The following is a 17,147-nucleotide window of genomic DNA, read 5'->3' as shown; positions in this document are numbered from 1 at the left end:
TTCTCAACATGATTCTAAAAATATTGTTCAACTTCCTTTAAACCGCCATGTACCGCCTGTACCAGTGAAATTTCCCACAACCCATTAGCCTCTATAAAAATATATCCATGTTCCGTTATTGCAATATCCCATCCGATAGAATGCATCCGATACAATTGCTGATGTAACGCACAAGCACCTTCCACAGCCTCTTTAAAATAAGGAATCTTCACCCCTTCAAATACAACTTGGGTATCAACATGATTGTCTATTTTAGTTCCAAATTGTGGTTTCAAAAAACCATACTTAAACAATTCCCCTTTATCCATATCAATCCCTACAAAAACACCTCCCTTAGCCCAATTATCCACCACGTTACCTTTCCTTCCGATTCTCAAGCCTGCACCAAACGGTAGCACGTTCCCCTCATTCGTCATAACGGTCTGCAAACGTATCGTATTCAACGTGTAAGGACATAACTCACTCAACATCTGGTGTTGATATACTCTTTCTTGAATCAAATAATTACCGGTCGATAAAATTTCACACAATTGATCCAAGGTGATCTCCTCATCATTTTTGTATATAACCTGATTCTCAACTTTTAAAGAAAAGATTCCAATTCCCAACTGTCCATCGCTCGGCTTTACAAAAGCATCTTTATCCTCTAAAAGAAAGTGCCGTAGGCTGTCCTCATTCGATATGGATTCAGATTCTTTATCTTGATTATATAAATACAAAATTTTCCCCTGCTTCACGTAACAGAACAATCTTGGTGTCGGAAAACCTAATTTTTCCAATATCAAACCAAAATAATACTTGTCAAATGTCAACGTACGACCATGAAAACGCCCATATTTAGGAGGAGCAATATTAAGCCTGTCTATTTTCTTTTGAAAACGCCAATACGGTGTAATGTATTGAGCCATTTTCCCTTTCGACATTTCTTTTTTATCAAATCCGTACAGGAAATAAAAAGGTTCAAACGAACCGTATCTCAGGATAAAACCGAGCTGTTGAAAAAAAATTCTCACACGAGATTTTGACTCGAACTCTGAATAATAAGAATCAGCTAAAACATACCTCTTTCTATTTCTCACTAAATCTATACACGATAAACCTCTCGTATAAAAATACACGCAAAACCTTTTTATCATATGACCTTCTTCATTCTATCAATTAAAATCTTCCGATAAATGGAATACCCCTCCAACTTCATCACACTGGCACCTCCCAAATAAACAACCGCATAAACAATCGCCTGCGCAACCAGAGATATAAAATAATGCCACTCGACAAATGAGAACAAGAAAAAAGTAACACAACCTGCTATCAAAGCCAACAAATAACTTAATCCGACATCCCTCATTTGTTCTTTAATACCATAATTTATCAATCGCCCGGTTACAAAAGCATTGATAAAAAAATTCAAATAACCGGATATTGTAATACCCCACAATAATCCCGAAATACCATACTGCAATCCGATTAGTATGGACACGATTCCAAGGCTCCGTTTTATTAATTGTACCGTAAAAAATATACCACTCTTCCCCAGAGATTTAAATACATTTGTATTCGTAGAATTCAATGTATCCACCATCCCGACAACACATAATATTTGAAAATAAGGAACGGCACTATCCCATTTATCCGTGAACAGGAACGTGAACAAGGGTTGCGCGACAACAATCAACAACGCCATCAAGGGAAAAGTAATAAACGTTATCGATTTAACATTCTTTTGGACATAATACCTCAACTGTTCCCGATCATCTTGAACTTGTGAAAACACTGGAAATGTAACGGAATTCACAATATTCGCCAAACTATTCGTCGGCACCATTTCGACTTTTTTTGCCTGCGTGTAGAATCCCAGATCCCGGGCAGAATAAACTCGACCAATAATTAACGAGGATACATTTCCATAGATCGTTTCAACAACACTCGACAACAACATCAAACTACCGAAACTAAACAACTCCTTAAAAGATTTCCAACTAAAAAAAAACAGGGGGCGCCATTCATACCAAAACCAAAAAAAGAGAGCTTGGAATAAACTCAAAAAAAACATATTGGCAACCAAACTCCAAACCCCAAAATCACATAAAGCCAACGTGATCCCAATTACGGCACTCAACAATGACGAAACGATACTTACCTTGGCCAATGATTTAAATTCCAATTTTTTACGTAATATATTAGATGGCACCAAATAAAAAGCATTCAATATAAGAATTGAGCTCTGCACCCGTAAAACATCACATAACAAGGGTATTTTATAAAAACGGGCTATTGCAGGAGCCGCGAAGAATAAAGTAATAAACAACACGGCAGATAAAACCAAATTCCAATAAAAAACAGTTGAATAATCTTCTTGCGTGGGAAACTTCTTCTGTATCAATGCTGCCCCAAAACCGCCATCAATAAAAGCATTGGCTACCGCAATGAAAACCATCAACATACCAATGCAACCAAAATCCTCCGGAGACAATAATCTGGCAAGCACTAGATTTACAAGAAATGAAATACTAAGTGTTCCAAATCGCTGCAAGGAATTCCATAGCATTCCCGATATTGTCCGCTGGGCTAAAGTTCCTGTCATTACTTAATTTAAGGCGTAATCTTCCAAATAACTAAACCGTTCCGTAAGATGCCCCTCCTTCAAAATTGTCGCTCTTTCTATAACCTTGCTTCCCTCCATATTCCCTTGGAGAATATCCCCGAATACGTGTTTTATAAGTGCTTCTCCAAAAAAAGCACTCGTATCCAATGCTAAAGCGTTAGGCAAAGTATCAACAGCCATAACTGTTATATTATCGTCTGACGAAAAAGCCGTTTCTTCCAATCCGGTCTCCGGATTATAATCATAAAACGGATTCGCATGCGTTGTTGCTCTTACAGTAGAATGAATCGATCCCTGAATATCACAAGTTATATCACCGATAATTTTTATTTTAACATTCGGATTTTTCAAATCAGCCTGAGACAAATACACCGGATCACACTCTCCCCAGAAATGACTGGAGATAAAAACATTACCCGTTTTTGCATAAGTCAAGAAATTACTTTCATAAGCATCCGGTTGTGCATGAAACAGATTCCTGTCAAACTCCCCCTTTTGATCTTTTAAATTTACCAAATCCGGCAATTCCAATACGGTGTATACAATAGAATCAACTTCATCCAAAACTAAAAAGTCGTGAGATTCAACTCTTTTTGCTCCAACATTATCCAGAAAATACTGAACCCCGCGTGAAACTTTTCCATTACCCGTTAATATAATCTTCAAATCTGAAAACTTACACCCCTTGACCGTTTTCAACATATAATCAAGCGTAAATTTCCGGTCTGGTTCCGGTAATTCAAATTGCTTATACCGAATCCCATAAGCCCGTAGCGTATTATAAACACCTACAACACCAGCCCACCAACCAAAAGCACACAATCGTACGTTACATTCGTCAACCAGATACTCGTAATCCGTAAAGGTAATACCCAAAGCCATCATTTTTTTTATCAATGACCGATTATAAGGTTGCTTTTTCGCGATATGTCCGAAAAAGAAATAATGCTTATCCGGAATTAAAGACTCTATATCAGCCTCTTTAATCCCAAACAGGACATCACAATCATCCACACGCTCTACAAGTTTTATCCCCTTACATGCATACTCTTCATCTGTATACGCTCGTATATCACTCCTTTGCACAACAATCTCGCAAGCCGGAAATTGCTGCTGTAAAGTAACAATTTCATCCGGAGTCAAGGCCACCCGATTATCCTCAGGAACTTTAGTTTCCTTTATAATACCTATTTTCATCTTTAACCTATACAATAATATTCAAAATTCAATTCACCCATCTCTCTCCGATCGTAAATATTCCGACCATCCATAATAACAGGTTGTTTCATGGTTTTTGTCAATACTTTCCAACTCGGAACCCTGAATTCTTTCCACTCCGTTACCAGTAACAACGCATCCGCATCAACAACTGCTTCATACATATTTTTACAATAAGTGACAAGATTCCCGACCCGAAGCCTGCATTCATCCATGGCGATAGGATCATAAACACAAATATTACAACCCGCATTCAACAACAGATCAATCAGTACCAATGCCGGCGCCTCCCGCATATCATCCGTTTCCGGTTTAAAAGACAGCCCCCACATGGCAATAGTTTTACCCCTTAAATCGCCATTGAAATGGGAACTCAGTTTATCGAACAATAATCTTTTCTGCTTTTCATTCACAACTTCCACGGCTTGTAACACGTGCATATCATATCCGTTTTGTTCCGCGGTCTTGATCAAAGCTTTCACGTCTTTAGGGAAACAACTTCCTCCATAGCCACACCCCGGATACAAAAATTTCGCCCCGATACGACTATCACTACCTATCCCCTTGCGCACCATATTCACATCGGCACCGACTAGCTCGCACAAATTAGCAATATCATTCATAAAACTAATGCGAGTAGCCAACATCGAATTTGCAGCATACTTGATCATCTCGGCAGACGGGATATCAGTAAAAATCATCCGGTCGTTCGTCAACATAAACGGACGATAAAGCCGGGTCATGATCTCCCTCGCCCTATTACTGCTCACTCCCACGACAACACGATCCGGTCGCATGAAATCGTCAACAGCAGCACCCTCTTTCAGAAACTCCGGGTTACTTGCCACATCAAACTCGACATTCACATTCCGTTTATCAATCTCTTCACGTATGGTCTCTTGAACCTTCCGCACTGTTCCCACCGGTACCGTACTTTTCGTCACGAACAAAACATACTTATTCAGGTTTTTCCCCACCGTCCTGGCCACCTCCAACACGTAACGTAAATCTGCACTTCCATCCTCGTCCGGGGGAGTTCCCACCGCACTAAATACTACATCAACGTCATTCAACACGTCTGTTATATCAGTTATAAAATGAAGTCTTCCCGCCTTTATATTCTTATAAACCATATCTTCCAGACCCGGTTCATAAATTGGAATAACACCTCTTTGTAACTCGTGTATCTTCTTTTGATCAATATCCACACAAGTCACATCCACCCCCATTTCTGAAAAACATGTTCCTGAAACCAGACCGACATACCCGGTTCCGACGATTGCAATTTTCATATTATTAACGCTCTAATTATTTATCATTTACGAAATAAATTATTTACAAATCTACCTTGATCGCATTTTTTCATATACCTCGGCCGACAAGATGTCAAAATACAGAGTTAACAGACTCGAATCCTCGGAAATTATTTCGGGAATATTCTCCCAGAAAGGCAGAATCTGTGAATTAGAAAACTTCTCATACCCCATCGTGTTATTATAAAACTCAAGAGCCCGTACCCATCTCCATTCTATCTCCACGGGAATCATTCTCCTCTCACTTTTCCATTCTTTCACTAATTCCCCGGCCAACCGAGCACACTCTTCCTCGTTCGTGAAATAATAGCAACTACACAACATCCGGCACATTTCCGGAGTACGACAAGCCTCCTTCTCCTTCCCGTTATTTTCCAAGGACAAAATCTCATAAGCCGCATCCAAAGCCGTATTGACGTATTTCATATCGGAATACACCAGATAACAATCCATCAGATCGGCCACGTACCCAACCCGTTCTTCCACATGAATAGAGGGATCTTTCACGAGATTACTCAACACTCTTCCGATTTCCCGGATACGGTCATAAATCTCTCCAAGAGTATTATATTCTTCTTCCAACCAAGGGTTGACCCGTACCATCGAGTAGATCGAAAGATAACCATGCAATAAACCGGATAAAGCCGCGGGAGGAAAATCAGTTACCCGCATACTCCATATCCTTTTATACAAACCATTAAAAATATTTGTCTCCATCACTATCCTATTTTTTCCAAGAAAGTTCCCGGTATATATGAAGTTGCTATAGAAATTACACCTTCCAATCTCACGATCACCCTTTTATGTCCCTTAACCCGTAACAATTCTCCTTCCAGTCCCATCAAGGGCCCCTTGATAATTCGAACCCGATCGCCACTTTTCAACTCTTTGTTGAGAACTTCAACCGTACCCTCCGAAAAGTCGAGTAGAAACATAAAATCTTGCATTTGCCTATCAGGAACCACTAAAGAGTGACGAGTCTCACTATCTTTCAGATATACAATATTCAACCCATGTTCATTAATCAACGAAAAAGACGTCAACTGATCCGTCCTGATAAATATCAAGTGCGGAATCAATATCACCCGAACTTTTTTTCGCCCGTCAGGGATTTCCCGAAGTTCTTCCCGCATTGCCAGATAGTTCTCCACCCCCAAGGCGTCCAATCTTTTTTTAATGATTAATTCTTGATTAATTTTCGTATATGCAGCGTACCAGTATAATCTAGTCTCTTTATCAAGCATATTTAGGTATATAAATCAGAAAAGGCTCTCATGGTTATTTCATAGTTTATATTAATCCGTTGTTATCGTCCGGATGCGCTTCGCGCACTAACCTTTTTATCAGGAACTAATATTTTTTTCCATGTGTTTCACACGCCATCCTTAAACAGGTACAACTTGTGAAAACTGTCTTTGAGGGAGAGCTGTCCCCAATTAATCTCTTATGAAACAAATTCGCACTACACGTTTTCTAGACACACACGATCTAAAAAGCCCTATTTCACATTGTTTTTAGCGCTACAAAAGTATCTTGAGAAGCCTGTAAAACAGTGACTTTTAAAGAGTATTTATCTTTTTGGAGATTTCTAAAAACACAATTATTAACAAATCATATCTTTATTTGGACATTTCCACAAGCACTATTCTATTGATTTGTATATATCACAAATATCAAGCAAGACAATATACGAGATTCATAATTCAACTCATCTTATCTACCCGAAATCGCCACCCCCAAATCTCGTCCTCCCTCTGAGAACAAAAAAAGGAGTGGCAAAAGCTTACAATACTTTTACCACTCCCACAAAACCCTTTTAAATTCTAAATTTTAAACTTCCCTTTCCATTTCTGCTGCAACCAAGCCACGACCACCGCACTCACAACTCCCCCTACCAGGCTCACCGCATGAGCGAGCAACATATCACACCAATTGACGTACATCAATCCGATATGAATACTAAACGTTGAGCATGAACCCAACATAAATACAATCACCTTACTCATAACATCTCCCTCCTATTATTCCCCGCTTTCCACGGTCAACACCAACGTTTTCGAGGTCTTTCTCCCGGCAACAGTCGTGGCAAAAGAATATACCATAACTTCAGCCGCCGTCCATTCTTCCGGTAACGTGAAACTGGTTGATCCGCTCTCCCCACGCACTCTCAACTTCACCAATTCCACCTCATCCAATGCCTTTTCGTAAAGCACGGCATACACCTGATCATCCAGACTAGCATGCGAACTGGCATCTTGACTTTCCTGCGTGAAAGAAACCACTTTACCTGCAATCGTTACGGTCACTTTCGGAGTACGTAATTTCATATCCCCCGAACATACCAATTGAGTATAATCTACGATTCCCTCGAACTTCTCATCTACCGTCACGGCCTGCAAATTCGCCGAGACAAACCCGTTATACCCGGTCTGTCCCGCGGGTTGAGCCGGGAAGCCGATCTTTGCCACCGGAGCAAATGCCCGAGCCACCTCGATGATCGCCTTCATTTTAGCCCGTTGCGTCCGTTGTTTGTCGGTTCTAGGATTAGTAACATGCTTGGGCTTATGCCGCACGATACGAAGTTTACGACACACGCACATCGTAAGGTTATCAACTGATTGAGACATCGCACCCAACAAAACAGAATCATGAATTGCCATAATTTCAAATTTTAAATAAAACAATAGGATTAACTGTAAAATGGGATTACCTTGAACTCCCTGGATGCATTCCCATTTGAAGGAATGGTTGATACGATGTCGCTGTTTCTTTAAAACATCGTGTAAAGTTTCGATGTCACAAATATATAATCAAAAATACCGGATTTCCAAATATTTTAGCAACTATTTTTCAAATCTTTTCAAATCGCTCGAATACCGGCATCATCTCACCCCTCTTCAACACCCGTAAATCTTACGACTGTTGCAAAACAACCATATAACCTGGAAACAATACAACATCCGATTTTCTCTGAAATAACACCCGTGAAAATAACAATGCCCCGGGTTTCCCCGAGGCATACTATCTATTTTCAAATCGCAAACAAATCAACGATCACTAAATCATCAAACAATCTTTAAGTGTAACCGAAAATACTTCCGCATAAACAGCACATACCCACACCCCAATACCACGACACTTCCCCCCAAACAAACATAATGCAGATCAGGCAAAGCCAAGTATACCACAACAATTCCCCCCTGTACCAGCATGTATAGCAAGGATACTGCCACATGCGGCATCTTCAACTCGTTTGCCATCAACTGGTACATGTGCTTCCGGTGTGGCAAACCGATATTCTCGTGCAACATCAACCGGTGAATAATCGTCAACACGCTATCCACCCCGTAAACCACCAAGAAAATAATATAACTCCAATCCCCCGTTTCCAGCATCAACTTTCCAAGCAAAAATAAGATCACGAAAGCGATACTCACGGAACCCACATCCCCGGCAAAACATTTGGCCTTTCGGCGAAAGTTGAACACGTTAAATACCACCACGGCAAGAATCATCGTGTAGATCATACCCTCGTCCACGAAAGGAACAACCTGCATATTCACGTATCCCAACGCGCATAATACCACCAAACTATACCCTCCCGTGATCCCGTTAATCCCGTCCATGAAATTATAAGCGTTAATGATCCCCGTGCAAACCACCAGAGCCACCACCACGTACCACCACGGCAAGGCAATCATTCCCCACTGGTAAAACATCAACAACATCGCCACGAAATGAAATACCAGCCTTACCTTCTGGGGAACAGAACGCACGTCATCCACGAAACTAACCACCGCTATCAACGTCAATCCCAGCATAAACCAAGGGAAACTGCAACCACTCGCCACGAAATAAACCAACGCTCCCACGTAAAAAATAATACCGCCCCCTCTCAGCGTGACCCTCGTGTGAGAACTCCGCTCGTTCGGTTTATCTATAATATTAAACCGATCCGCCACCCGGAAATAAAGCAACTCCATTCCCAGCAGTAACGCCATTACCACCAAGTAATATTCCATGAAAATTTAAAGTTTAAAATTTAGAGTTTAGAATGGGAAAAGGGATAAAATTAAACGACAAGGAAAAACCTGTAATTTGTAACGAACCAAAGGCTATCTCCATGCCGTAGAAATCTAAAATCATTTTCAATAAGATTTCTCAATCTAAAATCGTAAATCTAAAATTTAAAATCAGAAAACGATCTTATCGTTTTCCTCAGCCCTTCCACCGCCGTCACCGGCATCCGTTCAATCCCCAACGCCCGCTTGATCTTCTCGTTCGACACCACGTAATTTTCTGTCAATTTTCTCAACCGTTCCAGATTCAAAGGCAAATGCAAAAGCGACCCTAACCCAGCACACTCCTTCATTAACCCCCTGTTCATCTTCCAGATATGTGCTTTCTTTCCCATCACCTTGCACATCTCCCGGATCAACTCGTTGGTAGACAAAGCCTCGTCATCCGCCATATGATATATCCCCGACGGGACATCCTTCTCGATCAACCCGTTCACCACGTAACAAAGATTATCCACCGACGTGAACGACCTCCTGTTTTCGAAATCCCCCAACGGCCAAGGCAACCCCTTCTTCACCACGTTATACAACAAATTCAGGTTTCCCTTATTTCCCGGCCCGTGAATCATGCAAGGCCGCAATATATAAACCTGTTTTTCACAACCTGCCCCCAGTAACCTGTAACCAGCCACCTTTTCCTGTATATAATTCTCTGCCGCAATTTTACTCTCCCCGTAAGGCCCATTGGGAGTCGGGATCACCTCCTCCGTCAATTTATCCCCCACCACGAAATCCGCCGCCGCCTTTACCGAACTGAAAAAGATAAATTTCTTTGCCGAAGATTTCAGAAAGTAATCAAAAACTTTCCGGGTCAACCCCGTGTTTATCGTGAAATAAGTTTCCGCCACGGCTTCATTTTTTGTATCATGCGCCTTCCCCGCCAAATGCACGATCGCATCTATCCCTTCCACTCCCTCCAACTCATCCCACGAATAAGTCTTTGTCACCCCCTCTTTTTCAGGAGAAACAATATCCAACCCATAAAGAACATGCCTCTCTTTTAAGGACAACACAAGATTAGAACCCACGAAACCATGGATACCTGTAACAAGAATATTCATCACCAATTTATAATACTAGAATTTCACACACATCCACTTTTATCACTAACTTTGCCATTCCTTAATTTCTTGTTCTTTTTCTTTTTTACAAACAAGCAACAAGTTATTGTTAACTGCCACGATATAATCATTCAATCCTTGCATAACCATTTTTTTCATTCCAGGAACATAAACAACGCAATTCTCACAATCTACCAATTTCACGTTTTCACCGACAATAGCGTTTCCATGATTATCTTGTTCCAAATGAGTATATAGACTTCCCCAGGTTCCAAGATCGCTCCACCCGAAATCCTCTGGGTAAACAAAAACACGTTCACTTTTTTCCATCACCGCATAATCAATCGAGATACTCTCGCAAGTTGCAAACTCTTTATCAATAGCCGTTTGCTCATCTGAAGAATAATACACGGGATCTAACGCCGCAAATTTTCGAGCCAATTCGGGTACATACTTTTCAAATTCTGAAATAATTGTACTAACATTCCAAACAAATATCCCCGCATTCCAAAAATAACATTCTTCCGCCACGTACTTTTTAGCCAGATCATAACCGGGCTTTTCTTTAAAAGCCTCCACTTTCCTTATTTTAGCACCCGCTTCTACTTCACCCTTGATATAACCGTAACCAGTTTCCGGCCTCGTAGGTTTTATCCCTAACGTCACGATTCTACCGGGAAAAGACGTGAATACCAAACTCTCCATTATTACCCTTTTGAATTTCTCTATCTCCAACACGATATGATCTGCTGGGGAAAAGACCAAATTAGCATTCGGATATTTTTTTCTAATCTTGTATGTAACGTAAGCAATACATGGTGCCGTGTTTCTCATACAAGGCTCCAGTAATAGTTGCTCTCTAGGAATTCCATCAAGTTGAGTCGTCACAATATCTTTATAATTTTTAGATGTCACGATCCATACATTCTCTCTCGGAATAACCCCGCTAAATCTTTCTACCGTGAGTTGGAGTAAACTTTTACCTACTCCTAAAACATCTACAAACTGTTTGGGCATTTCTGGAGTACTCATGGGCCAAAAACGACTACCAATTCCCCCTGCCATTATAACCAAATGATTATTATTCATAATTACTATATTTCAATGTTCTTTTCCCGTATATAATAACCACCATGAAACAAATTAACGGAATTACAAACGAAACATTTATTGCCGATAGCCCCATAATTGTTTTCATATCAATAATCATGGCTTGAAGAGGTGGCAAAAGAGAGCCCCCTAAAATAGCCATAATCAAACCAGCCGAACCCAACTTCACTTCCTCTCCCAATCCACAGAGAGCAATTCCATAAATCGTGGGGAACATTAAAGACATACAAGCAGAAACTCCCACCAAACAATATATACCTTCTCGATTCTCGCATCCGATCACCCCAAGCATCAAAATTGCTCCTATAGAAGCCAGTACCATCAACAATTTACTTGAATTTATATACTTTAATAAAAAAGTACACATAAATCGACTTACACAAAATATCAACATCGCCACCATGTTATACTTCTGGGCTAACATCTCTGCGACACGTTCTGTCATCCCTTCTCTCATGAATATACCAGTCCCATATTGAATGATAAAAGTCCAACACATGATTTGTACCCCAACATAAAAAAATTGAGCAATCACTCCTTCTCGGTACTTTTTATTACCAATCAATTTTTGGAAAGACTTTTTTACAGAAATGTTTTTCGTTCCTCCTGTTGAAGCGTCACCCACTGACGGGATTTTACACAACAGCACGGATAAAAATACAAGTACGATAAGAATTCCAATCCAGATATAAGGAGTGATTAAAACAGACAAATCACTATCTTTAATGGCATTAAACGAACTCTCATCGAGCAAACCTCTTTCCTCCGTACTCATGGGATTTAACCGAGCTTGAATAAAATGCATTGCCACGAACATCCCCAATAAAGATCCCACCGGATTAAAAGCCTGTGCCAGATTCAACCTGCGAGTTGCCGTTTCTTCATCTCCCATGGACAGGATATAAGGATTCGCACTCGTTTCTAAAAAAGACAAACCGCAGGTCAAAATAAAATAAGCTATCAAAAAGGGATAATATTCCCCGCTAAATTTTGCAGGGATAAAAAACAATGCCCCCGTTGCATACAAGGCCAATCCCATCAATATTCCACTTTTAAAAGAAAACTTCCTAATAAACAAAGCTGCGGGAACTGCCATGGCAAAATATCCTCCGTAGAAAGCAACTTGCACGAGCGATCCTTCCGTTACGCTCATCCTGAATATCTTGGAAAAAGCCTTGACCATAGGATTAGTTATATCATTGGCAAATCCCCATAACGCAAAACATGAGGTAATAATAATAAAAGGTACTAAATAATTAATACCAGATCTGGATTTAAAAAGAGAATGTCTCATCTATTTTACAAGTTCAAATATCTTATCCATTAAAGTCCACTTTTCCCGTGAAGACGCCCCCTCTTCTACATCTTGAAATTTAGCCACGAACCGTTCCCACTCAGCTTGACGAGGAAGCATGGATAACCTTGTCATATCACGTTCCCAGTCAAAACCATCAATCGTGTCCACGATCATAAACAATAAATTATCGCGAACATAAATTTGCATATCAAGAATCCCAACTTCTTTTATCCCTCGTTGTACCTCCGGCCACACATTAGCATGCACGCGAGTATATTCTTCTATCAAATCTTTATTTTCCTTGAGTCTTAACATTTGGCAAAATCTTTTCATTCTAACCTCCTTCGTATTTTTATCCTGATTGATCCTTCCAAGGGCTTTTCACAAACCATTGCCAAATATCCTCCTCCACCTGCCCCAGGCATTTTCCATGCCAACACTTTATCTTTATATTTCTCTATCTCTTCGGCAACTCCCTCGGCCATCATACCGGGGAACAACTTAATCTGAGCTTCGAAAGAGGCCTTGAAACTAGCAGCGAAACCTTGCAAATCTTTCCGCATGATAGCATCCCAGCATCGAGAAGCCGCATCAGCCAGTTCCTTGACATTCTCCTCGCACAAATGACTATTTTCCACGACCGTAGTGCCAGGTCTACGAGGAAACATCAACATCATGCAAAGATGTTCCTCCAACCAACACAAAACATCCTCATCCAAACAAGATTCAATTTTTTCCGGCCAGTAATTATTATTATAATAATGACGACACAAACCCGGCATGCAAATACCTATTGCATCCTGTGCTCCCGACACATGTTCATTCTTATTCGGCTCATTTTCAAAACAGAAAAGCAACTTGGCAAGCATCTCGCTATTATAATTCGGCAACTGGTAAGGCCAAATCTTCCTCGCAGCATTTCGTGTTGAGGTTGACATACCACACCTCTCCACGAATTCAATCGTGGGTTCCAAAGAAATTGTCAACGCCCATCCCGGGGAAAATTTAGAGACATAAGGTTGATCTATCCACGTCCCAGCCAAATCCAAACGATAAGGTAACTGGGACTTAACCGTATTCCTTATTGAAGTTGTTGAACGTTCTGTCAACCCGTCCTCTGGAACACGCTTCAACACCACATATTCAATACCTCGTTCCTTGCAAAACATTCTTTTAATCTCTGAATCGCCATCCTCATTTACCACAAATACATCCGGTTTGACACGCTCCACACTCTCCACGAAATCCATCATCCCGGAACCGGAATTTATGCAAGCATCTTTCACGTACCGAACAGCTTTAACCATGTACAAACGTTCAATTTCGGAACAAACAGTTTGCCTGGATTTTAACTCGTATATTGTTTTATCCGAACCAATTCCGACATACAAATCACCAAACCGAGCAGCTTCTTTAAAGAAAGCAACATGCCCGCTATGTAACATATCGTAACAACCGGATACAAACACTTTCTTTGTCATAATTATAAAGTCGTTTTATACCATTCAAATAAATATTTTACCCCATCTTCAACCTCTATTTTGTGATGCCACCCCAAAGCATGAAGTTTCGATGGATCCGTCAACTTTCGCATGGTACCATCCGGTTTAGAAGTATCAAATTTAATTTTCCCCTTGTAATTCATAACACTCGATATTACCTCAGAAAGCTGCTTAATCGAGATTTCTTTCCCCGTACCCACGTTAATATGACAATTGCGAATCTCCTTCTCTCCTTCTTGATAAGTATCTTTAAAATCCACGTGTTCCAACACAAATACAGACGCATCAGCCATTTCTTCACTCCATAAAAATTCTCTCAAAGGTTTCCCAGAGCCCCAAAGTTCAACCCGATCAGAATAAATACCATATTTCCCTAAAACAGGAAGAATCACATCCAAACCACATTCCCCGTTTACCCCCTCAACAGGACGAGTATTTAAATCCTTTTTTAAAGCATTCCAATCCTCCTCCATCAAACATTTACTCAAAAATATCTTTCGAATCATTGCAGGCATCACGTGACTATTTTCTAAATGAAAATTATCATTCGGCCCGTAGAGATTTGTCGGCATCACCGCAATATAATTAGTTCCGTATTGCAAGTTAAAACTCTCGCACAATTTCAAACCTGCAATTTTAGCTATCGCATAAGGTTCATTCGTGTATTCTAATGTCGAGGTCAACAGGCAATCTTCCACCATAGGTTGGGAAGCTTCCCGAGGATAAATACAAGTACTACCTAAAAAGAGTAACTTTTTCACGTGATGCCGAAAACTCTCTCCTATCACGTTCTGTTGAATCTGCAAATTCTCGTAAATAAAGTCTGCTCGATAAGTATTGTTTGCCATTATCCCTCCAACATGCGCTGCAGCAAGAATCACGTACTCGGGTTTTTCTTTATCAAAAAACGCTTTCACGGATACTCCATCCAGCAAATCCAATTCTTGATGAGTTGCCCCGATTAAATTAGTATACCCTTTAGAAATTAAGTTATTCCATATTGCCGACCCGACTAGTCCTCGATGTCCAGCCACGTATATCTTACTATCCTTATTCATCACATTTGTGCTTTAAGATGAATTTTCTTCACGAACTTCATATCATGCTCGACCATAATCTTCACTAATTCCTGGAATGAAGTCTTTTGAGGATTCCAACCAAGTAAAGTTTTAGCTTTTGTCGGGTCCCCCAACAATTGTTCGACTTCTGCGGGACGAAAATATTTCGGATCTATCTCGACCAACACCTTACCTGTTCTCGCATCAATACCTTTCTCATCTATTCCTTTCCCTTCCCAGCGAAGCTCAATGCCCACTTCTTTAAAGGCAAGTGTCGTAAACTCCCGTACCGTGTGGTATTCCCCGGTCGCAATAACAAAATCCTCCGGGGTATCATGTTGAAGAATCAACCACATACATTCCACGTAATCTTTAGCATATCCCCAATCCCTTAACGAATCTATATTACCCAGATACAATTTATCTTGATACCCTTGCGCTATACGTGCTGCAGCTATCGTGATCTTACGCGTAACAAAAGTCTCTCCCCTTCTCTCGCTCTCGTGGTTAAACAATATCCCGTTAACCGCATACATTCCATATGCCTCCCGATAATTTTTAGTGATCCAAAAACCATATTGCTTGGCCACACCATACGGGGAACGAGGGTAAAAAGGTGTTGTCTCTTTTTGAGGAACTTCCTGTACTAACCCGTACAATTCTGAAGTTGAGGCTTGATAAACCCGACATGTTTTCTCCATTCCCAGTATACGTATCGCCTCAAGCAAACGCAAAGTCCCCAAAGCATCCGCATCAGCCGTGTATTCTGGGCAATCGAAAGACACTTTCACGTGACTTTGTGCCGCCAGATTATATATCTCGGTTGGTCTCACTTGTTGCAATATCCGAACCAACGAGCTGGAATCCGTCATATCGCCATAATGCAAGTTAATCAACCGTTTATTTTTCATGTCTCGCACCCATTCATCCAAATAAAGATGTTCAATTCGCCCAGTATTGAAGGACGAGGAGCGCCGAATTATTCCATGTACTTCATACCCTTTTTCCAGTAAAAATTCGGCCAAGAAAGACCCATCCTGACCTGTTATGCCAGTTATTAATGCAACCTTTGTCATACTATTTCAATAATTATTTTTCTCAAGGACTAATCTCGATTATTTTTTCTTTTACGCTTCATCTCTGTTAAATATAAACCAGGTAGAATTTTCAAGTAATTAAATAATCTCCGCCAGATTTTTTTAGGTTCTCTATACAACCTATCCAACCAAATAAATCTCAATGAACCGATATGTATTTTGGGACAATTTAATTCACCTATATAAAAATTAAAAGCAGCCCCAATCCCAAACATAACGCCTTTATCAATATAAGGTAAAATCTTATTCATAAATATTTCTTGCTTAGGAGCACCTAAAGAAACCCATATTATATCTGCTTGTATTTGATTTATTTGCTTTGCAATTTCCTCATAATTAAAATCATTCACACTTATAAAAGGTAAGGGTAAATACGACAAATAAGTATCATCTACATTTTTATCGCGTAATACCGTTTTTATCATGTTGTATTTCTCCTGAGTATTTCCAAGAAGTAATTGCCGTATTGGCTTTTCTATATATTTTCCAAAAATTTCTGGTCCATTATACGCCTTATAATGAGTCTTATATATAATATTAACCATACTTGCAATAGAACTTCCATCACATGTATTTACATAAGCTGCATTTATTACATTTTGATAATTTCTATCTCGACGAGACATCGTCAAAACATTTGCATCTATAACACAAACATAACCTTTTCCTCGTTCTTTAATCAACGTAAATACCGTATTATCAAACACATCATGATTAAATTCTATATGCAAACCAAATACATTCATTCTATGTACATTTCTATTATTTAACGAAATAAATTTTAACTCAATTAAAATATATATTGCT

The 17,147-nt window shown here is 40.0% G+C and carries 17 protein-coding genes; all 17 read right to left on the bottom strand.

Annotated elements, in window-relative coordinates:
* Positions 1 to 14 precede the first annotated feature (14 nt).
* The 17 genes from DWW52_RS00560 to DWW52_RS00480 all read right to left on the bottom strand — a co-directional run bounded on the left by DWW52_RS00560 (position 15) and on the right by DWW52_RS00480 (position 17,086).
* Entirely contained in the window at positions 15 to 1,013 is a 999-nt protein-coding gene (locus DWW52_RS00560; protein WP_158582442.1) for a sugar-transfer associated ATP-grasp domain-containing protein, read from the bottom strand.
* Between the two features lie 119 nt (positions 1,014 to 1,132).
* Positions 1,133 to 2,584 carry a lipopolysaccharide biosynthesis protein gene (locus tag DWW52_RS00555; protein WP_118713535.1) on the bottom strand — a complete coding sequence of 484 codons (1,452 nt, stop codon included), beginning with the start codon at positions 2,582 to 2,584 and terminating at the stop codon, positions 1,133 to 1,135.
* Between the two features lie 3 nt (positions 2,585 to 2,587).
* A complete protein-coding gene (locus tag DWW52_RS00550) occupies positions 2,588 to 3,802 on the bottom strand; it encodes an NAD(P)-dependent oxidoreductase (protein WP_118713534.1) in 1,215 nt (404 codons plus the stop codon).
* A 2-nt stretch (positions 3,803 to 3,804) separates the two neighbouring features.
* Entirely contained in the window at positions 3,805 to 5,115 is a 1,311-nt protein-coding gene (locus tag DWW52_RS00545; RefSeq protein WP_118713533.1) for a UDP-glucose/GDP-mannose dehydrogenase family protein, read from the bottom strand.
* 51 nt (positions 5,116 to 5,166) lie between these two features.
* The gene (locus DWW52_RS00540) at positions 5,167 to 5,853 is read right to left on the bottom strand and encodes a hypothetical protein (RefSeq protein ID WP_118713532.1); all 687 of its coding nucleotides are present in this window, start codon (positions 5,851 to 5,853) and stop codon (positions 5,167 to 5,169) included.
* A 2-nt stretch (positions 5,854 to 5,855) separates the two neighbouring features.
* Entirely contained in the window at positions 5,856 to 6,380 is a 525-nt protein-coding gene (locus DWW52_RS00535) for a UpxY family transcription antiterminator (RefSeq protein ID WP_118713531.1), read from the bottom strand.
* 579 nt (positions 6,381 to 6,959) lie between these two features.
* The gene (locus DWW52_RS00530; RefSeq protein WP_118713530.1) at positions 6,960 to 7,142 is read right to left on the bottom strand and encodes a hypothetical protein; all 183 of its coding nucleotides are present in this window, start codon (positions 7,140 to 7,142) and stop codon (positions 6,960 to 6,962) included.
* A 15-nt stretch (positions 7,143 to 7,157) separates the two neighbouring features.
* Positions 7,158 to 7,796 carry a DUF6266 family protein gene (locus tag DWW52_RS00525; RefSeq protein ID WP_118713529.1) on the bottom strand — a complete coding sequence of 213 codons (639 nt, stop codon included), beginning with the start codon at positions 7,794 to 7,796 and terminating at the stop codon, positions 7,158 to 7,160.
* 405 nt (positions 7,797 to 8,201) lie between these two features.
* Entirely contained in the window at positions 8,202 to 9,158 is a 957-nt protein-coding gene (locus tag DWW52_RS00520; RefSeq protein WP_118713528.1) for a glycosyltransferase family 4 protein, read from the bottom strand.
* Positions 9,159 to 9,316: 158 nt separating this feature from the next.
* Positions 9,317 to 10,276 carry an NAD-dependent epimerase/dehydratase family protein gene (locus tag DWW52_RS00515; RefSeq protein ID WP_118713527.1) on the bottom strand — a complete coding sequence of 320 codons (960 nt, stop codon included), beginning with the start codon at positions 10,274 to 10,276 and terminating at the stop codon, positions 9,317 to 9,319.
* Between the two features lie 45 nt (positions 10,277 to 10,321).
* A complete protein-coding gene (locus DWW52_RS00510) occupies positions 10,322 to 11,365 on the bottom strand; it encodes a mannose-1-phosphate guanylyltransferase (protein ID WP_118713526.1) in 1,044 nt (347 codons plus the stop codon).
* On the bottom strand, positions 11,358 to 12,680 hold the full coding sequence (gene fucP, locus DWW52_RS00505) for an L-fucose:H+ symporter permease (protein WP_118713525.1): 1,323 nt from the start codon (positions 12,678 to 12,680) through the stop codon (positions 11,358 to 11,360). Before fucP ends, DWW52_RS00510 begins: the two co-directional genes overlap by 8 nt.
* Positions 12,681 to 13,016, bottom strand: a complete 336-nt coding sequence (locus DWW52_RS00500) for an L-rhamnose mutarotase (protein ID WP_118713524.1) — start codon at positions 13,014 to 13,016, stop codon at positions 12,681 to 12,683. It lies immediately after the preceding gene.
* The gene (locus tag DWW52_RS00495) at positions 13,013 to 14,164 is read right to left on the bottom strand and encodes an adenylyltransferase/cytidyltransferase family protein (RefSeq protein ID WP_118713523.1); all 1,152 of its coding nucleotides are present in this window, start codon (positions 14,162 to 14,164) and stop codon (positions 13,013 to 13,015) included. The genes DWW52_RS00500 and DWW52_RS00495 overlap by 4 nt, the downstream gene beginning before the upstream one ends.
* A 2-nt stretch (positions 14,165 to 14,166) precedes the next feature.
* Entirely contained in the window at positions 14,167 to 15,243 is a 1,077-nt protein-coding gene (locus tag DWW52_RS00490; RefSeq protein WP_118713522.1) for a GDP-L-fucose synthase, read from the bottom strand.
* Positions 15,243 to 16,319 carry a GDP-mannose 4,6-dehydratase gene (gmd, locus tag DWW52_RS00485; RefSeq protein ID WP_118713521.1) on the bottom strand — a complete coding sequence of 359 codons (1,077 nt, stop codon included), beginning with the start codon at positions 16,317 to 16,319 and terminating at the stop codon, positions 15,243 to 15,245. Before gmd ends, DWW52_RS00490 begins: the two co-directional genes overlap by 1 nt.
* 29 nt (positions 16,320 to 16,348) lie before the next feature.
* The gene (locus DWW52_RS00480; RefSeq protein WP_118713520.1) at positions 16,349 to 17,086 is read right to left on the bottom strand and encodes a WecB/TagA/CpsF family glycosyltransferase; all 738 of its coding nucleotides are present in this window, start codon (positions 17,084 to 17,086) and stop codon (positions 16,349 to 16,351) included.
* Positions 17,087 to 17,147: the final 61 nt, after the last annotated feature.

The organism is Odoribacter sp. AF15-53, assembly GCF_003479425.1.
Lineage (GTDB): Bacteria > Bacteroidota > Bacteroidia > Bacteroidales > Marinifilaceae > Butyricimonas.
This window is presented reverse-complemented; position numbering and strand designations above follow the sequence as displayed.